Annotated in this window: 16 protein-coding genes; 5 read left to right on the forward strand and 11 right to left on the reverse strand. The window is 64.6% G+C overall.

Annotated elements, in window-relative coordinates; genetic code table 11:
• Window positions 1-8 precede the first annotated feature (8 nt).
• From AC1DIO_RS13285 to AC1DIO_RS13300, 4 genes are read right to left on the reverse strand one after another with little or no spacing between them, the layout of a single operon-like run.
• Complete coding sequence (locus AC1DIO_RS13285) at window positions 9-1,457, reverse strand: YcjX family GTP-binding protein (protein WP_441506252.1); 1,449 nt, start codon at window positions 1,455-1,457, stop codon at window positions 9-11.
• A gap of 25 nt (window positions 1,458-1,482) precedes the next feature.
• Window positions 1,483-2,010, reverse strand: a complete 528-nt coding sequence (locus AC1DIO_RS13290) for a SixA phosphatase family protein (RefSeq protein WP_441491519.1) — start codon at window positions 2,008-2,010, stop codon at window positions 1,483-1,485.
• 52 nt (window positions 2,011-2,062) lie between these two features.
• Window positions 2,063-2,299 carry a helix-turn-helix domain-containing protein gene (locus AC1DIO_RS13295; protein WP_069879946.1) on the reverse strand — a complete coding sequence of 79 codons (237 nt, stop codon included), beginning with the start codon at window positions 2,297-2,299 and terminating at the stop codon, window positions 2,063-2,065.
• A gap of 9 nt (window positions 2,300-2,308) precedes the next feature.
• Window positions 2,309-2,875, reverse strand: a complete 567-nt coding sequence (locus AC1DIO_RS13300) for a DUF2975 domain-containing protein (protein WP_441506253.1) — start codon at window positions 2,873-2,875, stop codon at window positions 2,309-2,311.
• Window positions 2,876-2,966: 91 nt separating this feature from the next.
• Here AC1DIO_RS13300 and AC1DIO_RS13305 point away from each other — a divergent pair, with 91 nt between their 5' ends.
• The gene (locus tag AC1DIO_RS13305; RefSeq protein ID WP_441506254.1) at window positions 2,967-3,560 is read left to right on the forward strand and encodes a hypothetical protein; all 594 of its coding nucleotides are present in this window, start codon (window positions 2,967-2,969) and stop codon (window positions 3,558-3,560) included.
• A gap of 12 nt (window positions 3,561-3,572) precedes the next feature.
• Here the strand turns inward: AC1DIO_RS13305 and AC1DIO_RS13310 are convergent, their stop codons facing one another.
• A complete protein-coding gene (locus AC1DIO_RS13310) occupies window positions 3,573-4,418 on the reverse strand; it encodes an AAA family ATPase (protein WP_441506255.1) in 846 nt (281 codons plus the stop codon).
• 147 nt (window positions 4,419-4,565) lie between these two features.
• Between AC1DIO_RS13310 and AC1DIO_RS13315 the strand changes: the two genes are divergently transcribed.
• Window positions 4,566-6,353: a cation:proton antiporter domain-containing protein gene (locus AC1DIO_RS13315; protein ID WP_476853494.1), complete on the forward strand. Its 1,788-nt coding sequence runs from the start codon at window positions 4,566-4,568 to the stop codon at window positions 6,351-6,353.
• On the opposite strand, the gene AC1DIO_RS13320 is transcribed toward AC1DIO_RS13315, so the two are convergent.
• Together AC1DIO_RS13320 and AC1DIO_RS13325 are read right to left on the reverse strand one after the other, a co-directional pair.
• Window positions 6,292-7,371, reverse strand: coding sequence for a glycosyltransferase family 4 protein (locus AC1DIO_RS13320; RefSeq protein WP_441506257.1), 1,080 nt, complete (start codon window positions 7,369-7,371; stop codon window positions 6,292-6,294). The genes AC1DIO_RS13315 and AC1DIO_RS13320 overlap by 62 nt on opposite strands.
• Window positions 7,371-8,183: a UDP-2,3-diacylglucosamine diphosphatase gene (locus AC1DIO_RS13325; RefSeq protein WP_441506258.1), complete on the reverse strand. Its 813-nt coding sequence runs from the start codon at window positions 8,181-8,183 to the stop codon at window positions 7,371-7,373. The genes AC1DIO_RS13320 and AC1DIO_RS13325 overlap by 1 nt, the downstream gene beginning before the upstream one ends.
• Window positions 8,184-8,307: 124 nt before the next feature.
• Between AC1DIO_RS13325 and AC1DIO_RS13330 the strand changes: the two genes are divergently transcribed.
• From AC1DIO_RS13330 to AC1DIO_RS13340, 3 genes are all read left to right on the forward strand, one after another.
• Window positions 8,308-9,087, forward strand: a complete 780-nt coding sequence (locus AC1DIO_RS13330) for an SDR family oxidoreductase (protein WP_441491527.1) — start codon at window positions 8,308-8,310, stop codon at window positions 9,085-9,087.
• Between the two features lie 227 nt (window positions 9,088-9,314).
• Window positions 9,315-10,238 carry a DMT family transporter gene (locus tag AC1DIO_RS13335; protein WP_476853495.1) on the forward strand — a complete coding sequence of 308 codons (924 nt, stop codon included), beginning with the start codon at window positions 9,315-9,317 and terminating at the stop codon, window positions 10,236-10,238.
• A 162-nt stretch (window positions 10,239-10,400) separates the two neighbouring features.
• Complete coding sequence (locus AC1DIO_RS13340; RefSeq protein ID WP_043237595.1) at window positions 10,401-11,021, forward strand: helix-turn-helix domain-containing protein; 621 nt, start codon at window positions 10,401-10,403, stop codon at window positions 11,019-11,021.
• A gap of 137 nt (window positions 11,022-11,158) precedes the next feature.
• Here the strand turns inward: AC1DIO_RS13340 and AC1DIO_RS13345 are convergent, their stop codons facing one another.
• The 4 genes from AC1DIO_RS13345 to AC1DIO_RS13360 all read right to left on the reverse strand — a co-directional run bounded on the left by AC1DIO_RS13345 (window position 11,159) and on the right by AC1DIO_RS13360 (window position 15,833).
• Entirely contained in the window at window positions 11,159-12,088 is a 930-nt protein-coding gene (locus AC1DIO_RS13345; protein ID WP_441491529.1) for a c-type cytochrome, read from the reverse strand.
• A gap of 149 nt (window positions 12,089-12,237) precedes the next feature.
• The gene (locus AC1DIO_RS13350) at window positions 12,238-12,672 is read right to left on the reverse strand and encodes a c-type cytochrome (RefSeq protein WP_476853496.1); all 435 of its coding nucleotides are present in this window, start codon (window positions 12,670-12,672) and stop codon (window positions 12,238-12,240) included.
• A gap of 283 nt (window positions 12,673-12,955) precedes the next feature.
• Entirely contained in the window at window positions 12,956-13,393 is a 438-nt protein-coding gene (locus AC1DIO_RS13355) for a c-type cytochrome (protein ID WP_441491531.1), read from the reverse strand.
• 130 nt (window positions 13,394-13,523) lie between these two features.
• Window positions 13,524-15,833 carry a xanthine dehydrogenase family protein molybdopterin-binding subunit gene (locus AC1DIO_RS13360; protein ID WP_441506261.1) on the reverse strand — a complete coding sequence of 770 codons (2,310 nt, stop codon included), beginning with the start codon at window positions 15,831-15,833 and terminating at the stop codon, window positions 13,524-13,526.
• Window positions 15,834-15,933: the final 100 nt, after the last annotated feature.

Raw genomic sequence — 15,933 nt, forward strand, 5'->3', positions numbered from 1 at the left:
TCCCTCCGTCACGCCAGCTTGTCACCGATCAGGAATTCGAGCGCACGGTCGAGGCGAATCTGCGGCGGAGGCTGGCTCCGCCCTCCTGCATCCGGCAGCACCAGCGGCGGCCTGAAGCGTGGCGCCCTCACCTGCCAGGACTGCGCCTTCGGATCGAAGATCGCCTCGGGACGCTCGGGCAGTTCACCCGGGAAGATCGCCGCTTCGGCGATGCCGTCGAATACCTCGTCGCCGACCCTTTCGCCCGCCTCCGGAACGCCCGCAATCGCCGGCAGATCCTCGCCTCCCTGCTTGATCCTGACCTCCCTCGTCGCCCGCACCGCAGCCAGCGCCATCGCCTCGACCTTGGCGCCGGCGCCTTGCGCCCGTGCGGCCGCCCGCGCCACGAGATGAGACATCACTGCTGCCAGCCGGTCATGGCTGGTGTGGTGGATATGGTCGGCTTTCGTCGCAGCGAAGAGGACGCGCTCGATGCGTGGCGCGAACAGGCTCGTCAGCCAGGAGTTGCGACCGACGGAAAATGCCGTGAGGGCCTGGCCCAACGCCGTTTCAAGATCGGCGAGCGCCGGTGGACCGGCATCGAGCGCCGCCAATGTATCGACCAGCACGATCTGCCGGTCCAGGCGGGCGAAATGATCACGGAAGAACGGCGTCACCACGACGCGCTTATAGGCCTCGTAGCGATCCGCCATCAGCCCCGCCAGCGTGCCTGGCGCGACCTCGGTATCGGGAGCGACGTCGAGCGGCGCGAAGGTCAGCGCCGGTGAACCTTCGAGGTCACCGGGCATCAGGAATCGCCCGGGCGGGGTCACGGCGACAGCCTCCGGATCGGCGCGCAGCCTCGCAAGATAGGCCTTAAACAGATCGCTCGCGAGTTCCGCGGCCAGTTCATCAGGAGGCCCCGACGGATCGCGGACAGCGAGGCCATCGAGCCAGGGCTTGGCCGAACCGATCCGGTGAGGCTTGCGCGCATCCACGATCGCCTGCCGCGACCACGTCTTGTAGTCGACGCCGATCAGCGCGAGATCGAGCAGCCATTCGCCGGGATAGTCGACGATATCCAGTGTCAGCGTCGCCGGCCCCTTGAACCAGCCGGCCGCTCGCTCGTAGTCGATCTCGACCCGCAGCTCCGCAATGCGTCGGGTCGACTCGGGCCAGCGCCGGTCGGGACCTGACAGGGCGGCGCGGTGAGCCTCATAGGGAAAACGCGGTATATCGGGATCCGGCTGGGGCACCAGCCGTACGCGCGTGATCCGTCCATCTGCCGCCGCCTTGAGCACCGGCAGCCTGGCGCCCTCGATGAGATTCTGGATCAGCGCCGTGGTGAAGACAGTCTTGCCCGAGCGCGACAGCCCGGTGACACCCAGGCGCAGGCGCGGCCGGGCAAGTCCAAGCAGGCTGTCACCGAAGGCCAGCGCGGCATTGCGCGCCTCGTCGAGATAGGAGGGGGAGCTCATGTGGCGAGGAACGGAGCAGGTCCGCTCATTCGTCCGGCCCTTCGCCCAGCGAGGCGGGCGTCACGAAACGATCGAGCCGCCCGCCGCGCGGTGCGACATCGCGCCAGTCTTCGACGGCGAAATCAAGCACGGCAAGCCCGCAGGTCGGGTATTTCTGTGCCATTCGCGCCGCCGCATAACGGTCGCCATGGCCGGTCAACTTTGCGGCCAATTCCTCAAAGCCGGGATTATGCCCGATCATCAGGAGCGTGCGGACATTGGCTTCCGTGTCATGGACGACCTGCAGCAATCGCTCGGGCTTGGCCTCGTAGATGCGTGGTTCGAGATGGCTCCCGGGGCGCTCCGGCAGCATCGGCCCGACCAGCTCCCAGGTTTCGGTTGTCCGTCGTGCTGGCGAGACCAGCACGAGATCGGGCAGCAGCATCTCCTCTGCCAGATAGCGCCCCATGACAGGGGCTGCTTCGCGGCCCCTGACCGCTAGTGGTCGCTCCCGATCGGTGAGACCGGTGGACCAGCTCGACTTGGCGTGGCGGAGAAGCAGAAGGCGCAGCATAATCAGAACCTAACCATCTGCTTCGGGTTTTGCGAGAGGCCGCGCACGACTCTCAAGCCTCTGCGCCCCCACCCTCCTCCTCTTCGCCCGGCTCGTAGCGCAGCAGGTCGCCGGGCTGGCATTGGAGCGTGTCGCAGATGCGCGAAAGCGTATCGAAACGCATGCCACGGACCTTCCCGGACTTGAGCTGAGACACCTGCTGCTCGGTCAGGCCGATGCGCTGGGCAAGTTCCTTCGAGCGCATCTTTCGACGCGCCAGCATGACATCGAGTTCGACGATGATCGGCATCGCCCTGTCCTACACGAAACTCTGATTCTCGTCAGAGAGGCGCATCGCCTCGCGCAGCACCAGCCCGAAGGCGACAAGGACAGCACCTGCAGCCAGCGCGCCGAACATGCCGGGATCGAGCGTGATCGCAAGCTGCCTGCGGCCGGCCGGATTGTCATAGGTCAGCGCCACGCTCTGCAGGGCGCGCGCAATCGGGGTCGCCGCACCAAACAGAATGAGCAGCCAGCCGATCCGGCTGAGCTCGACGGCATTGACGACTTCAAGGACCCGTCCCTTTCCGAAGCGCCCAAACAGGTTTGCGAGACGCAGCATCGCGTAGATAAACAAGCCAGCCGGAACGGTGGCGACAGACAGGGCGAGCCAGTAGCTGCGCATCGCCGTCGTCAGCGGCGCGACAGTTACGCCAATGGTGCCACGCGCATGATTGGCGAGGCTTTCAGGGTCGCTCCACAACCAGACCACGCCAAATCCCATGAGCAATGCTGCGGCATAGCTGGCGAGCCGTGCTGCCATGCTGACGCGCTTCAGCCTGGCCAGCGGCGCATCGCTCGACCCCAGAGTGTTTTCCGCGCTCATTTCATTCTGCCCTCGATTGACAAAATTAAACTAATAGATGAATTTTTGAATGTCTAGGCTACATCCTCATTTGAAATTGACGAGCCTCACCATGCGTCCCTCCCTGTTCGCTTCCATGATCGTGGCCGCCCTTGCCGGCGCGTGCGGCCATGTCCCGCTGAGTTCCCTGCCGAAATTGTCGCGCATCGACATGCGCAGCACGACTTTGGCCGATCTGCGTGCCGCCATCAGCCTGCCGTCCGACATCCGCCCCCTGCCGGGCGGCGTCACCATGACGATCGTGGTCTCCCCCAAGGGCGGCGGGCGCCATGAGCGCAAAGTGGTGCTGGAAGAAGTGCGCGACGCCACCGAGCTCGCCGCATTGCCGGTCATGACTTCGCCGGGACGGCGTCTGGCCGTGTTCCGGCTTAGCCCCGCGGATGCAACCAAGCTCTCGGTGTTCCGCGAGGAACTGCTTGTCGGGGTCGGCAACAGCGGCAATCGCGGTTCCCTGGCGCTAAACGCGGACAAGGCCTGCCGTACGGGAGAGCTCGGCGACAAGCCAATCCTGATGACGAGCTATCTGAAGACGTCGGAAACGCAGGACTACGTCGTCGTGGCGCGCGATTTCGATCTGCGCGAAGCCGTGCGCGAGGTCGATGCCAAGATCGATCTCGCGGTGGCGATCCCGCCTTGCAATCCCTGAGCGGTCAGCCGCTCAGCGGCTCTCCCGCCTCACCATGAAGGCGAGCTTCTCGAACAGGCTGACATCCTGCTCGTTCTTGAGCAGCGCTCCGTGCAGGGGCGGGATCAGCTTGCGCGGGTCGCGCTCACGCAGGACCTCGGGGCCGATATCCTCGGCGACCAGCAGCTTCAGCCAGTCGAGCAGCTCCGAGGTCGAGGGCTTCTTCTTGATTCCCGGAACTTCGCGCACCTCGAAGAAAAGGCGCAGCGCCTCCTCCATCAGCCGCTTCTTGATGCCGGGGAAATGCACTTCGACGATCGCCTGCATCGTCTTCGTATCGGGGAAGCGGATGTAGTGGAAGAAGCAGCGGCGTAGGAAGGCGTCCGGCAGTTCCTTCTCGTTGTTGGAGGTGATGATCATCACCGGGCGCTGCGCGGCCCGAACCGTCTGGCCCGTCTCGTAGACATGGAACTCCATGCGATCGAGCTCGAGCAGCAGGTCGTTGGGGAACTCGATATCGGCCTTGTCGATCTCGTCGATCAGCAGCACGGGTCGTTCGCCCGAGGCGAAGGCTTCCCAGAGCTTGCCGCGCTTGATGTAGTTGGAGATATCGGACACCCGCGGGTCGCCGAGCTGGCTGTCGCGCAGACGGCTGACCGCGTCATACTCGTAGAGACCCTGCTGGGCCTTGGTCGTCGATTTGATGTGCCAGGTGATCAGCGGCGCCTTCAGGGCCGATGCGATCTCCTCCGCCAGCACGGTCTTGCCGGTGCCCGGCTCTCCCTTGACCAGCAGAGGCCGCTCCAGCCGGATCGCCGCGTTGACAGCGACGGTGAGATCCTCGGTCGCGACATAGGAATCGGTGCCGGCAAAACGCATGGAAACCCCTTCGAACAATGCGGGCGGAAGCTACGGGCCGTCTCCGCCAACGGCAAGTTTTTTGCTGGGGTCCGCACAAGCGCTTGTATCGCAAGCTCTTGGACCGCAAACATGATTCGCCCCCTGAATCGGCAACGCGAGGATAGCTTGGCAGCCACGATCGACCCCTCGGCCTATAAAGACGCCATCGTCGTCCTCGCCACGGCCGGCGTAATCGTGCCATTTGCCAAGCGCTTCCGCGTCAATTCGATTGTCGCCTTCATGGCCTGCGGCGCGCTGCTCGGCCCCTTCGGATTGGGCGGCCTCGTCTCTTCGGTGCCGCTGCTGCGCACGATCACCGTGTCCGACTCGAGCACATTGACCGGCCCCGCCGAAATCGGCGTTGCCTTCCTGCTCTTCGTCATCGGGCTCGAGCTCTCCTTCGAGCGCCTGATGACCATGCGCAGGCTGGTCTTCGGCCTCGGGCTCGGGCAGGTCGCGCTGTCTGCCGCAATCATCGGCGGCGGCGCCTTCCTGCTGAAGCAGCCCGCTGCGGCGGCCTTKATCATCGGCTTCGGCCTCGCCCTGTCCTCGACCGCCATGGTCGTCGAACTGCTCTCGGCCAAGCGCCGCATGATGACCTCGGCCGGGCGCACCAGCTTTGCGATCCTGCTTTGCCAGGATATCGCGGTCGTGCCCTTGCTCTTCCTCATCGCCGTCCTCGGTGCGCAGAATGGCGGCTCGCTGATCGCCGGCCTTGCGCAGGCGCTCGTGCACGCCTTCGCAGCGATTGCCGGCATTGTGGTGGTCGGGCGGCTGGCGCTTCGTCCGCTCTTTCGCCTTGTCGCCTCGACGGACAGCTCCGAGAGCTTCCTTGCCGCAACTCTGCTGGTGGCACTCGGCACGGGACTTGTGGCGGCAACAGCTGGCCTCTCCATGGGCCTCGGCGCCTTCATCGCCGGCCTGCTCCTGGCCGAAACCGAGTATCGGCGCGCCATCGAAGTCACGATCGAGCCGTTCAAATCCCTGCTGATCGGCGTCTTCTTCCTGATCGTGGGCATGAGTGTCGATCCCGCGCAGCTTGCAGCCCAGCCCGCAATCATCCTCGGCATCGCGGCCGGCCTTCTCCTGACCAAAGTGCTGGTTGTGCTGGGCCTGGCCCGGCTGCTGGCTCTCTCCGTCCCGACAGCGCTCGAGACCGCGATCATGGTCGCTCCGGGCGGCGAATTCGCCTTCGTGCTGCTCAATGCGGCTGTCGGCGCGAAGCTTGTTGACCAGCACGCGGCAAGCCTCGTGCTTGCCGCGGTGTCCCTCACCATGGTGGCGCTGCCATTATTGGCTCGTGTAGCACGCCATATGGCGGCGCGTTTCGCGCCGCCGGTGATACTGCCTGAGGAGGCTACGATCCTGCCGCCCGACGATCATGCGGGGCGTGCGATCGTCATCGGCTGCGGCCGGGTTGGCAGGCTCGTCGGTTCGATGCTGGAAGAGCACAAGAAGCCCTATATCGCGCTCGACTCCGACCCGATCCTGATCGCCGGCCAACGGCGCGCTGGCCGACCCGCCTTCTTCGGCGACGCGACCAAGCCCGACTTCCTGAAACTCTGCGGCGTGGTCGACGCAAGCGCCCTGATCGTCACGATCCACAACCACCGTGCGGTCGATGAGATCGTCAAGGCGGCAAGGGCTCTGCGCCCCGATCTCGTCATCGTGGCGCGCGCCCGCGACGCCGCCCATGCCCGGCATCTCTATGAACTCGGCGTCAACGACGCAGTGCCGGAGACCATCGAGGCCAGTCTGCAATTGTCGGAGGCAGCACTTGTCGGCCTTGGCGTGCCAATGGGCCTCGTCATCGCCTCCGTGCACGAAAGAAGGGATGTGTTTCGGCGCGAACTCAAGCCCGCTGCCGCTCCTGCGCCTGCGCTTCCCCGGCACGGGCGTTCGCGAAGGTTGTAATGCTCTGGACCGGAGCGCGCCGGGAAATCCGCTGGATATGCCCGTAGAACTGCTCGGCACTGCTCTGCCAGCTATGGCCTGCGGCAAGTCCCAGGCAAGCTTCGCGCGGGATGCGCAAGGCCGCTAGCGCTGCGCGCCGCAGATCCTCGTCCAGCACGGCGGCACCACTGCCGGCAAAGACATCGCTCGGCCCCTGCACCGGAAAGGCGGCAACGGGCAGCCCGCTTGCCGCGGCTTCGAGCAGCACGATACCAAAGGTGTCGGTCAGACTCGGAAAGACGAAGACATCCGACGACGCATAGATCGCGGCCAGGTCGTCGCCCTCGCGCGTGCCCAGGAATGTCACATCCGGGAAGGCCCGCTGCAGATCCGCGCGCGCCGGGCCATCGCCGACGACGACCTTGCTGCCGGGCAGGCGCAGCGACAGGAAGGCATCCAGGTTCTTTTCGACCGCGACGCGCCCGACGCTGAGGAAGATGGGACGCGGCAGGTCGAGCACGCTTGCCTGGCGCGGATGGAACTGCTGGAGATCGACGCCTCGCCCCCAGCGCAGAATGCGCTCGAACCCGTTCTCCTTCAGTTCGGCCTCGACTGTCGCGGTCGAGACCATGACCCCGGCAGCCGCCCCATGGAACCGGCGCAGGAACTGGTAGCTCCAGCGTTCCGGGATGGGCCAGCGGGCCGCGACATATTGCGGGAACCTTGTGTGGTAGCTCGTCGTGAACGTCCGCTTCTGCGCGAGGCAGACGGCGCGGGTCAGCCAGCCGATCGGCCCTTCCGTCGCGATATGGATGTGGTCCGGCCCAAAATCGGTGATGCGCCGGGCGATGGCGCCCTGCGTTGCCAGCGCGATGCGGATATCGGGATAGGATGGCAAGCCGATCTGCCGAAATCCGTCGGGCGTCAGCATATGCGGCGTCACACCGAATGACGGTCCTGCCTCGACCATCCGCTCCAGCGACCGGACGACCCCATTGATCTGGGGGCGCCAGGCGTCCGTCGCGATGAGGACGCGCATCAGGCGGCCTCGCTGACCAGAGCCGGCAGCGGGATCGGCCGCACGGGCTCGCTCTTGAGCCGGTATTGCGGCCAACGAATGACCTCGAAGCGGCCGTCATGATGCTCGACCACAGCCGTGCAGCTTTCGACCCAGTCGCCCGTGTTGATGTAGGTGAGCCCGTCGATCTTGCGATGTGCGGCGTGATGGATATGGCCGCAGACGACGCCGTCTGCACCATGGCGGCGGGCCTCGGCGGCAAGGCAGGTCTCGAACTCGCCGATATAATTGACCGCATTCTTCACCTTCTGCTTGGCCCAGGCCGAGAGCGACCAGTGCGGCAGATGGAAGAGGCGACGGACCTTGTTGACGACCGTATTGGACGCAAGCGCAACCGTGTAGGCCCAGTCGCCCAGCAGGGCGAGCCATTTTGCGTTGCGCACGACCAGATCGAACAGATCGCCATGGATCACCAGCAGGCGCTTGCCGTCAGCGGTTTCATGCAGCGCATGGTCGGCGATGTGGATTCCGCCGAACTCGCTTCCAGTGAAGTCGCGGAGGAAATCGTCGTGGTTGCCGGTGATGTAGATCAGCCGCGAACCCTTGCGCACCTTGCGCAAGAGCTTCTGCACGACGTCGTTATGCGCCTGCGGGAAGTACCAGCCGCTCTTCAGCCGCCAGCCGTCGATGATGTCACCCACGAGATAAATCTGCGGAGCATCATAGGCCCGCAGGAATTCGAGCACGAGATCGGCCTGTGCTCCTCGCGTTCCCAGATGCAGGTCGGAGATGAAGATGCTGCGAACCTGCTTCGCCTCGTCCTCGTCGCTCATGCCGCCAGCCCATCTTGTTGCATTGCTTGCGGCGTGTGTCTGATTTGCATTGCGCTTTGATGACGCAGAACTCAATCCGTGGTTCTGCTCAGCTGAACATCAGCGAAAGCTCGGGAGAAACGCGATGGATTTGGGTATTGCCGGCCGTACGGCCATCATTTGCGCCTCGAGCAAGGGGCTTGGCCGCGGCTGCGCCGAGGCCCTCGCAGAGGCCGGATGCACCGTGGTCATCAACGGCCGCGACGCGACCACGCTGGAGGCCACGGCAAGCCAGATCCGGGCCAAGTATGGTGCAACCGTGATCGCGGTCGTTGCCGACGTCTCGACCCGCGCAGGTCAGGACGCGCTGCTCGCCGCCGCGCCGGAGCCGGACATCCTGGTCAACAACAATGGCGGCCCACCGCCGAAGCCGTTCCGCGAAGTCTCGCGCGAAGCGCTACTCGAAGGCGTCATCCAGAACATGGCGACGCCGGTCGAACTGATGCAGCGTGTCGTCGACGGCATGATCGCGCGCGGCTTCGGCCGCATCGTCAACATCACCTCGATGAGCGTGCTGACCCCCTTGACCGGGCTCGATGTCTCGTCGGGCGCACGCGCCGGTCTGACCGCCTTCTTCTCCGGCGTCGCCCGCGAGGTCGCATATGCCAACGTCACCATCAACAACATCCTGCCCGGCATGTTCGATACCGATCGGCTGAAGGGCTCGACCACCAAGATGGCGGCGATCAAGGGGATCACGCCCGAAGAAATGACGAAGGGCCGCATGGCCGAAATCCCGGCGAGGCGCTTCGGCAGCGCCGAGGAGTTCGGCAAGGCCTGCGCCTTCCTGGCAAGCGCCCATGCCGGCTACATCACCGGCCAGAACCTGCTGATCGACGGCGGCGTCTTCAAGGGAACGTTCTGAGACGCGGCAAGGCCAGCATCTGCCCCGGTGAGCCTTGCTGTCCGGGGCAGGAATTCTCTCCCAGTTCCTGCCGCGCAAGACCCGCATCCAGCACGCTTCCCCGGCACGCATGCGCCGCCGCGGGCATCAGGGTTGCAAGCATTGCGCTTGGACCGGACGCGCGAACGTGATCTAGAGGGACAAGTCTTTTATAAGACTCTCTCCCCCGACACGTACGCGCAGCACCGTTGTCTCCTCTCCTCGGCATCACGCTCAAGCTGATCTCGGCTTTGTCCTTCACCCTGATGTCGGCTGGCATCAAGGCGATCGCGGCCCGTTATCCGACAGGGGAACTCGTCTTCGTCCGGTCCTTCTTCGCGCTGATCCCGCTGCTGCTCTGGCTCGGCTGGCGCGGCGAAATTCCTGCTGCCCTGAAGACCAAGAATCTGCGCGGCCATTTCAAGCGGGGGGTGATCGGTTCGACCGGCATGTTCTGCGGCTTCGTAGCCTTGAGCTTTCTGCCGCTCCCGGACGCGGTCGCGCTCGGCTATGCCGCGCCGCTCGCAGTCGTCGTGCTTGCAGCTCTGGTGCTGAAGGAGCGTGTCCGCATCTATCGCTGGAGCGCGGTGACGATCGGCTTCATCGGCGTCCTGATCATGCTGTCCCCGCATCTGKGCAGTTTCCAGATCGCTGGCAGCAATGCACCGGCAATCGGCGCGGCCTTCGGCCTTGCCGGCGCCTGCTGCTCGGCTTTTGCCTCGATCGAGGTGCGGCAATTGACCATGACGGAGCGCACCGGCGCGATCGTCTTCTATTTCACGCTGATGACGACGACGCTCGGCCTCTTCACCATCCTGCTCGGCTGGCGCATGCCCGATCTTCAGGACGCCGCACTCATGGTCGCGATCGGCATTCTTGGCGGGCTCGGCCAGATTTTCCTGGTCCAGGCCTATCGCTACGGCGACGCTTCGCTGATCGCGCCGTTCGAATACTCGACGATGCTCTGGGCCGTTACGATCGGCTGGTTCGTCTTCGGCGACTGGCCGGCTTCAGCCGTGCTCATCGGCGCAGCCATCGTCATCGCATCCGGCATCTATGTGATCCTGCGCGAGAAGCAGCTCGGTCTGCTCAAGCGGGAGACGCGCGAGGTCGGCCCGACGCGGGCGACCTGAGAACACGGGCAGAATTGTGTGAAAGGCGCCCCGACGAAGCCGCCCTCGGCCGTCGCCCGCCCCTCTCCAGCTTGCTCCTTCCAACTGGAACAGGCATTGTCCGGTTAGACAAACGTTTGTTCGCTTCCGCAAACGATCAGCATTCGTGTGACAGGTATCAGGATGGGTATCGAGACCAAGGAACGTGGCGGGCGCGAGCTCGAATCCGGAGCCCAGGTCATCTCGGGCCAGCTCGGCAAGACGATCCAGCGCCTGCGCAAGGCCTATAATCTCTCGCTTTCCGAGCTCGCGGAGCAGTCGGGCGTTGCCAAGTCGATCATCAGCCAGATCGAGCGCAACGAAACCAACCCGACACTGGCGACGATCTGGCGGCTCTCGCAGGCCCTCGACATCTCGATCGAGCGCGTGCTGTCGAGCGGCGAAGAGGAAGCCTTCATCGACAAGACCACCCGCGCCGATACGCCGATTCTGGTCTCAGAAGACGGCAAGCTCAGGCTCGCCATCATCGGGTGGATCAAGACGGTCGAATGGCTGCAATGGTACGACGTACAGGCCGAGCCCGGCGGCGAGCTCGATTCCGAAGGTCATCAGCGCGGCTCGATCGAGTCGCTCTCCGTGACCTCCGGCGAGTTCGAGGTCGAGGTCGGGGACGTGATCCAGCGCGCCAAGGCGGGCGAGACGCTGCGCTACCGCTGCGACCGCCGCCATATCGTCCGCTGCGTCGGCGACCAGCCCGGTTCGGCGCTGATGGTCTGCATCCTCAAAGCGGCGGTGATGGAGTAGGCGCTAAAGCACCGGCCTGAAGAGTGGATTGCGGTCTCGCGAAGGCCGATCCAAACGCAGAAGGTTGGATCATCCCGGGCGGCCAAAGGCAGACCGGGATGACAGTGCGAGCGTAACCGCCAACGCGCCAATGCGGCTCACTCGGCCTTCTTGGGCCGCGGCGGGCCGGCGACCGCCGGCAGCGACTTGATGAACTCCGCCATCGCCATCCGATCGGCATCTGACAGCTGTGCGGTGTTGCGCACCACCGCCGCCATGCTGCCGCCGACGCTGTCGAAGCTCGGAGTAAAGCCGGTCTTGAGCATCTCGGCGATCTCCGACTTCGACCAGTTCGCCAGCCCGTCTGCATGCTGCGTGATGTTCGGCACGAAGCCCTTGCCCTCCGGGTCTGGGCCACCGGCGAAGCGTGTCGCCGGAATGATCGCGCCCAGCGCATTGCGATTGGAATGGCATTCGGCGCAATGGCCCGGCCCCTGCACCAGATAGGCGCCCCGGTTCCACTCCTCGCTCTTCGTCGGGTCCGGCCGGAACGGCGTACCGTCGAAGAACAGCAGCTTCCAGCCCCCGACCGCGCGGCGGATGTTGAAGGGGAAAGGCAGATCGTGCCCCGGCGCACGTCCTTCGACCGAGGGCAGCGTGCGCAGGTAGGCGAAGAGATCGGCCAGGGCCTTGGGTGGCATCAGCCGATAGGAGGTGTAGGGAAACGACGGATAGTAATGCTGTCCCGACGGCGAGACACCGGTCGCCATCGCATCGACGAAATCCTTCACGCCCCAATTGCCGATTCCGTCCCGCGTGTGCGGTGAGATATTGGGAGCGTGAAACGTGCCGAAGGGCGAGGGCAAGGCAAGCCCGCCGCCAAGCCGGAGCTTGTCATCCTGACCGGGCGTTGCATGGCATGAAGAGCAGCCTCCCGCCGCAAAGAGCAGTTTGCCATTCTCGACATCCGGCGGCGGCAGAGTGCCGATCTCGGGCGCGGGCGAAACGACGCGCGGATCGGTGAGAACATAGAAGCCGGCTAGTCCCAACAGGATGAAAATGCCGAGCGTGAGAAATAGGCGGCGCATCAAGCGTTTCCCGGTTTGCTGGTGCCTCAACGCTCCGAGGATTCCAAAAGTTCGAAGCGCAGGTCTGACGAGAATGGGCGGGCCCATGGTGGAGCCCGCCCATCAACCCATGTTCGACCGCACGACGCAACCGCGCGGCGCAGCCGAGCTTACTTCCTGATGCGGTAGACCTCGTGGCAGGAGCCACAATTCTTGGTCGCGGCGCCAAAGGCCGCGCGGAAACCGTCAAGGTCCTTGGCAGCGGCAGCACCGGCCACGGCCTCGGTCTCGAACTTGGCGAGAGCGATCTTGAAGCCAGCCTGATCCTCCCAGATCTTTGGCGCGGCAGTGGTCTCGCCGCCGGTCTTGGCCGTCTCCCGGAACAGGGCAGGCAGCTTCTTGGCCGCGTCTGCATAGACCTTGAAGATATTCTGGACCTTGGCGGAATCGAAAGCTGCCTCGCCCTTGGCGATGGCCGCGCCCTCGCGCGTTGCCGCGCCAACGGCCTTCATCGCATCGCGGCGCTGGGCGATAGGGTCAGACTGCGCGACGACGGCCGAAAGGCCGAGAATGAGGCCAGCAGCAACGACTACGGTACGGATCATGCGCGACTATCCTTTTCGGGGAGATGCGGCGCCTGACAGGCACCGCTTAGAACCCTTCCAGATCAGCTCATTCGCATGACAGCGCCAAGTCGCATTTTCGTGAACGCACCGGAATTTAAGCAAATCTACCTGTCGCTGCCGCGGACAGGCGGCCGCCACGAACGTTGCGGGAGTTTGGAACGGCCGTAGTGCAGGGCAAAGACAAAAGGGCGGGCTCCAATATGGACCCCGCCCCTCACCTCATGTTCGACAAGGCGGCACCACCGCAGTGGCCCAGAGAAACCTATTTCTTGATGCGATAGACCTCGTGGCAGGCGGCACAGTTCTTGGTCACCGTTCCAAAGGCGGTACGGAAGCTGTCGAGGTCCGTGGTGGAGCTCGCCGCCGCAACGGTGGCCTCCGTATCGAGCTTGGCAAACCCAGCCTTGAAGCCGGCTGGATCCTCCCAGATTTTGGGTCCGGCCGTGCTCTCGCCACCCGTCTTGGCCGTATCAGGGAAAAGGCCCGGCATCTTCTTGGCGGCGGCCGCGTAGACCTTGAAGATCGTCTCGCTCTTGGTCGCGTCAAAGGCAGCCTCGCCCTTGGCCATGGCCGCGCCATCGCGCGTGGCGGCGCCGACCCCCTTCATCGTATTGCGACGCTCGGCAATCGGATCCGATTGGGCAATCACGGTCGAGAGCGTCACAACTAGGCCGGCAGCGACGAGTACGGTGCGTATCATGCGTAAGCCTCCTCCCGGAAAGCGCGGCGTCGAGCGCGCCGCTTAGAAGCGTTCCAGATCAGCCGATCCGCATCACGACGCCAAGTCGCATTTCCGTGATCACGTCGGAACGAAGGGGCTTACGCCTGCGTCAGTGCTGATAGCCCGCAGCTCTCAATGCCCCGAAGACCTTCTTCGGCGTCGCGGGCATATCGATCGCCCGGATGCCGGCTGCACGGTCGAGCGCGTCCACCATCGCGTTCATCACCGCCGGGCAGGCCCCGATCGCCCCGGCCTCTCCGGCGCCCTTAACACCGAGCGCGTTGGTGACGCAGCGGACATTGCGGGTCTCGAAATGGAAGTTGGGAACGTCGACCGCGCGCGGCAGAGCGTAATCCATGAACGTCGCCGTCAGCATCTGGCCGGAGCTATCGAAGCGGATTTCCTCCATCAGAGCCTGGCCAATGCCTTGGGCGGCACCACCATGGACCTGGCCCTCGAGCATCAGCGGGTTCAGAGTCACGCCAAAATCGTCGACCACGACATAGTTGGCGATCTCGGTCGCGCCGGTACCGGGATCAACCTCCAGCTCGCAGATATGCGTGCCATTCGGATAGGTCGCTTCCGGTGGCGTCCAGCTCTGATGGACCCTGAGCTTGTCTGCCGTCGCTCCAGGCAGGGCGGCAATAGCCTTGAGGTCGAGCGCCTTGTCGGTGCCGACGATCCGCACCGCGCCATCGACGATCTCGAGATCACCGATACCGGCCTCGAGCTTTTCGGACGCGAGCTGCTTCAGGTTCTCGGTCAGGATCGAGGATGCCTTGTCGAGCGCAGCGCCCCCAACCGGAATGGAGCGCGAGCCGCCGGTGCCGGATCCGGTTTCGACCCGGTCGGTATCGCCCTGAACGACGCGGATGCGGTCCATCGGAATGTCGAGATGCTGCGCGACGAGCTGCGAGTAGGCCGTCTCGTGCCCCTGCCCGTTCGACTGGGTGCCGATCAGCACGGTCACCGTGCCGTCCTTCTCGAGGATGACGGTTGAACTCTCCGGGCCGCCGCCGCCGCAAGCCTCAATATAGCAGGCCATGCCGATGCCGCGGATCTTGCCGGCCTTGGTCGAGGCCTTGAGACGCGCCTTGAAGCCCTTCCAGTCGGCGACATCCATGGCGCGGCGCATATGCCCCTCGAACTCACCGGAATCATAGACTGGCCCGGTCTGGGTCGAATGCGGCATCTCCGCCGGCCTGACGAAGTTCTGCGCTCTGACAGCGTCCGGTGTCTTGCCGGTCTCGCGCGCGATGGCATCGACCAGCCGCTCGATCAGGTAGGCGGCCTCCGGACGCCCGGCTCCGCGATAGGCATCGACCGGCGTGGTGTTGGTGAAGACCCCACGGAAGCGCACATGCACGGCCGGGATATTGTAGCAGCCCGGCGTCATCGTCGTGCCGACCCAGGGGATGAAAGGCCCGTACTGCGAGAGATAGGCGCCCATTTCCGCAGCGAGATCGACCTTGAGGCCAATGAACCGGCCCTGCTTGTCGAGCGCCATCGTAGCCGTGGTCAGATTGGCGCGGCCATGCGTGTCGGCGAGGAAATGCTCGGTCCGGTCCGCGACCCAGCGCACCGGGCGTTTCAGCTTCTCGGCCGCCACCATGGTCAGGGGGTATTCGCGATACATGAAGATCTTGGTGCCGAAGCCGCCGCCGACATCGGGCGTGATGACGCGGATGCGCGAGGGGTCGACCTTCAGGATGTAGCCGGCGAGGATATCGCGCGTGCCATGGCTGCCCTGGCTGCCGAGCGTCAGCGTCCAGCGTTTCGAATCCTTGTCGTATTCGGCGATGCAGGCGCGCGTCTCCATGTAGTTGGAGGCGAGACGGTTGTTGACGATCGTGACGGAAACGATGCGATCGGCCTTGGCGAAAGCCTTCTCCGTCTTCTCCGCATTGCCCTGTTCGGCCTCGAACGCGACATTGCCCTCACGCCCCGGCCAGACCTGCGGTGCCTTTGGAGCGAGCGCTTCGGCGATACCGGTGATCGAGGGCAGGACCTCCCAGGCGATATCGATCGCCTCGGCTGCGTCGCGGGCCTGGCTCAGGGTCTCGGCAACGATGAAGGCGACCGCCTCGCCGACATGACGCACCGTGTCGGTCGGCAAGACCGGCACCGGATTCGGCTCCACCGGTTCGCCCGTAACCGTCGTGATCAAGCCTTTGCAGGGGATGTCGCCGAGATGCGCGACCTCCTCGCCGGTCAGGATCAGCTTCACGCCCTTCATCTTGCGGGCGGTGTCCTTGTCCCGGATCGTGAACTTCGCATGAGCATATTGCGAGCGGAGCACGAAGGCATGCAGCGCTCCCTCGACGGCGATATCGTCGGTATAGCGCCCCGTCCCGGTAGTCAGGCGGTGATCCTCGACCCGGCGAATGGGCTGGCCGACTCCGAACTTCATGGGGCGCATGGGCTTACATCCTTGAAAGTACGAAAATCTCGAAACCGCCGCTTAGGAAACTGGAGCAGGATCGGCGTCGCGTCAGCCCCCCGGAGGCAGAAAGCTGCGA

This window comes from Allobosea sp. 05T439, from assembly GCF_056396005.1.

Excerpts from the sequence above, each read along its gene's own strand:
- AC1DIO_RS13285 (WP_441506252.1), bottom strand. The coding sequence starts at position 1,457 with ATGAGCTCCCCCTCCTATCTCGACGAGGCGCGCAATGCCGCGCTGGCC.
- AC1DIO_RS13290 (WP_441491519.1), bottom strand. The coding sequence starts at position 2,010 with ATGCTGCGCCTTCTGCTTCTCCGCCACGCCAAGTCGAGCTGGTCCACC.
- AC1DIO_RS13295 (WP_069879946.1), bottom strand. The coding sequence starts at position 2,299 with ATGCCGATCATCGTCGAACTCGATGTCATGCTGGCGCGTCGAAAGATG.
- AC1DIO_RS13300 (WP_441506253.1), bottom strand. The coding sequence starts at position 2,875 with ATGAGCGCGGAAAACACTCTGGGGTCGAGCGATGCGCCGCTGGCCAGG.
- AC1DIO_RS13305 (WP_441506254.1), top strand. The coding sequence starts at position 2,967 with ATGCGTCCCTCCCTGTTCGCTTCCATGATCGTGGCCGCCCTTGCCGGC.
- AC1DIO_RS13310 (WP_441506255.1), bottom strand. The coding sequence starts at position 4,418 with ATGCGTTTTGCCGGCACCGATTCCTATGTCGCGACCGAGGATCTCACC.
- AC1DIO_RS13320 (WP_441506257.1), bottom strand. The coding sequence starts at position 7,371 with ATGCGCGTCCTCATCGCGACGGACGCCTGGCGCCCCCAGATCAATGGG.
- AC1DIO_RS13325 (WP_441506258.1), bottom strand. The coding sequence starts at position 8,183 with ATGAGCGACGAGGACGAGGCGAAGCAGGTTCGCAGCATCTTCATCTCC.
- AC1DIO_RS13330 (WP_441491527.1), top strand. The coding sequence starts at position 8,308 with ATGGATTTGGGTATTGCCGGCCGTACGGCCATCATTTGCGCCTCGAGC.
- AC1DIO_RS13340 (WP_043237595.1), top strand. The coding sequence starts at position 10,401 with ATGGGTATCGAGACCAAGGAACGTGGCGGGCGCGAGCTCGAATCCGGA.
- AC1DIO_RS13345 (WP_441491529.1), bottom strand. The coding sequence starts at position 12,088 with ATGCGCCGCCTATTTCTCACGCTCGGCATTTTCATCCTGTTGGGACTA.
- AC1DIO_RS13350 (WP_476853496.1), bottom strand. The coding sequence starts at position 12,672 with ATGATCCGTACCGTAGTCGTTGCTGCTGGCCTCATTCTCGGCCTTTCG.
- AC1DIO_RS13355 (WP_441491531.1), bottom strand. The coding sequence starts at position 13,393 with ATGATACGCACCGTACTCGTCGCTGCCGGCCTAGTTGTGACGCTCTCG.
- AC1DIO_RS13360 (WP_441506261.1), bottom strand. The coding sequence starts at position 15,833 with ATGCGCCCCATGAAGTTCGGAGTCGGCCAGCCCATTCGCCGGGTCGAG.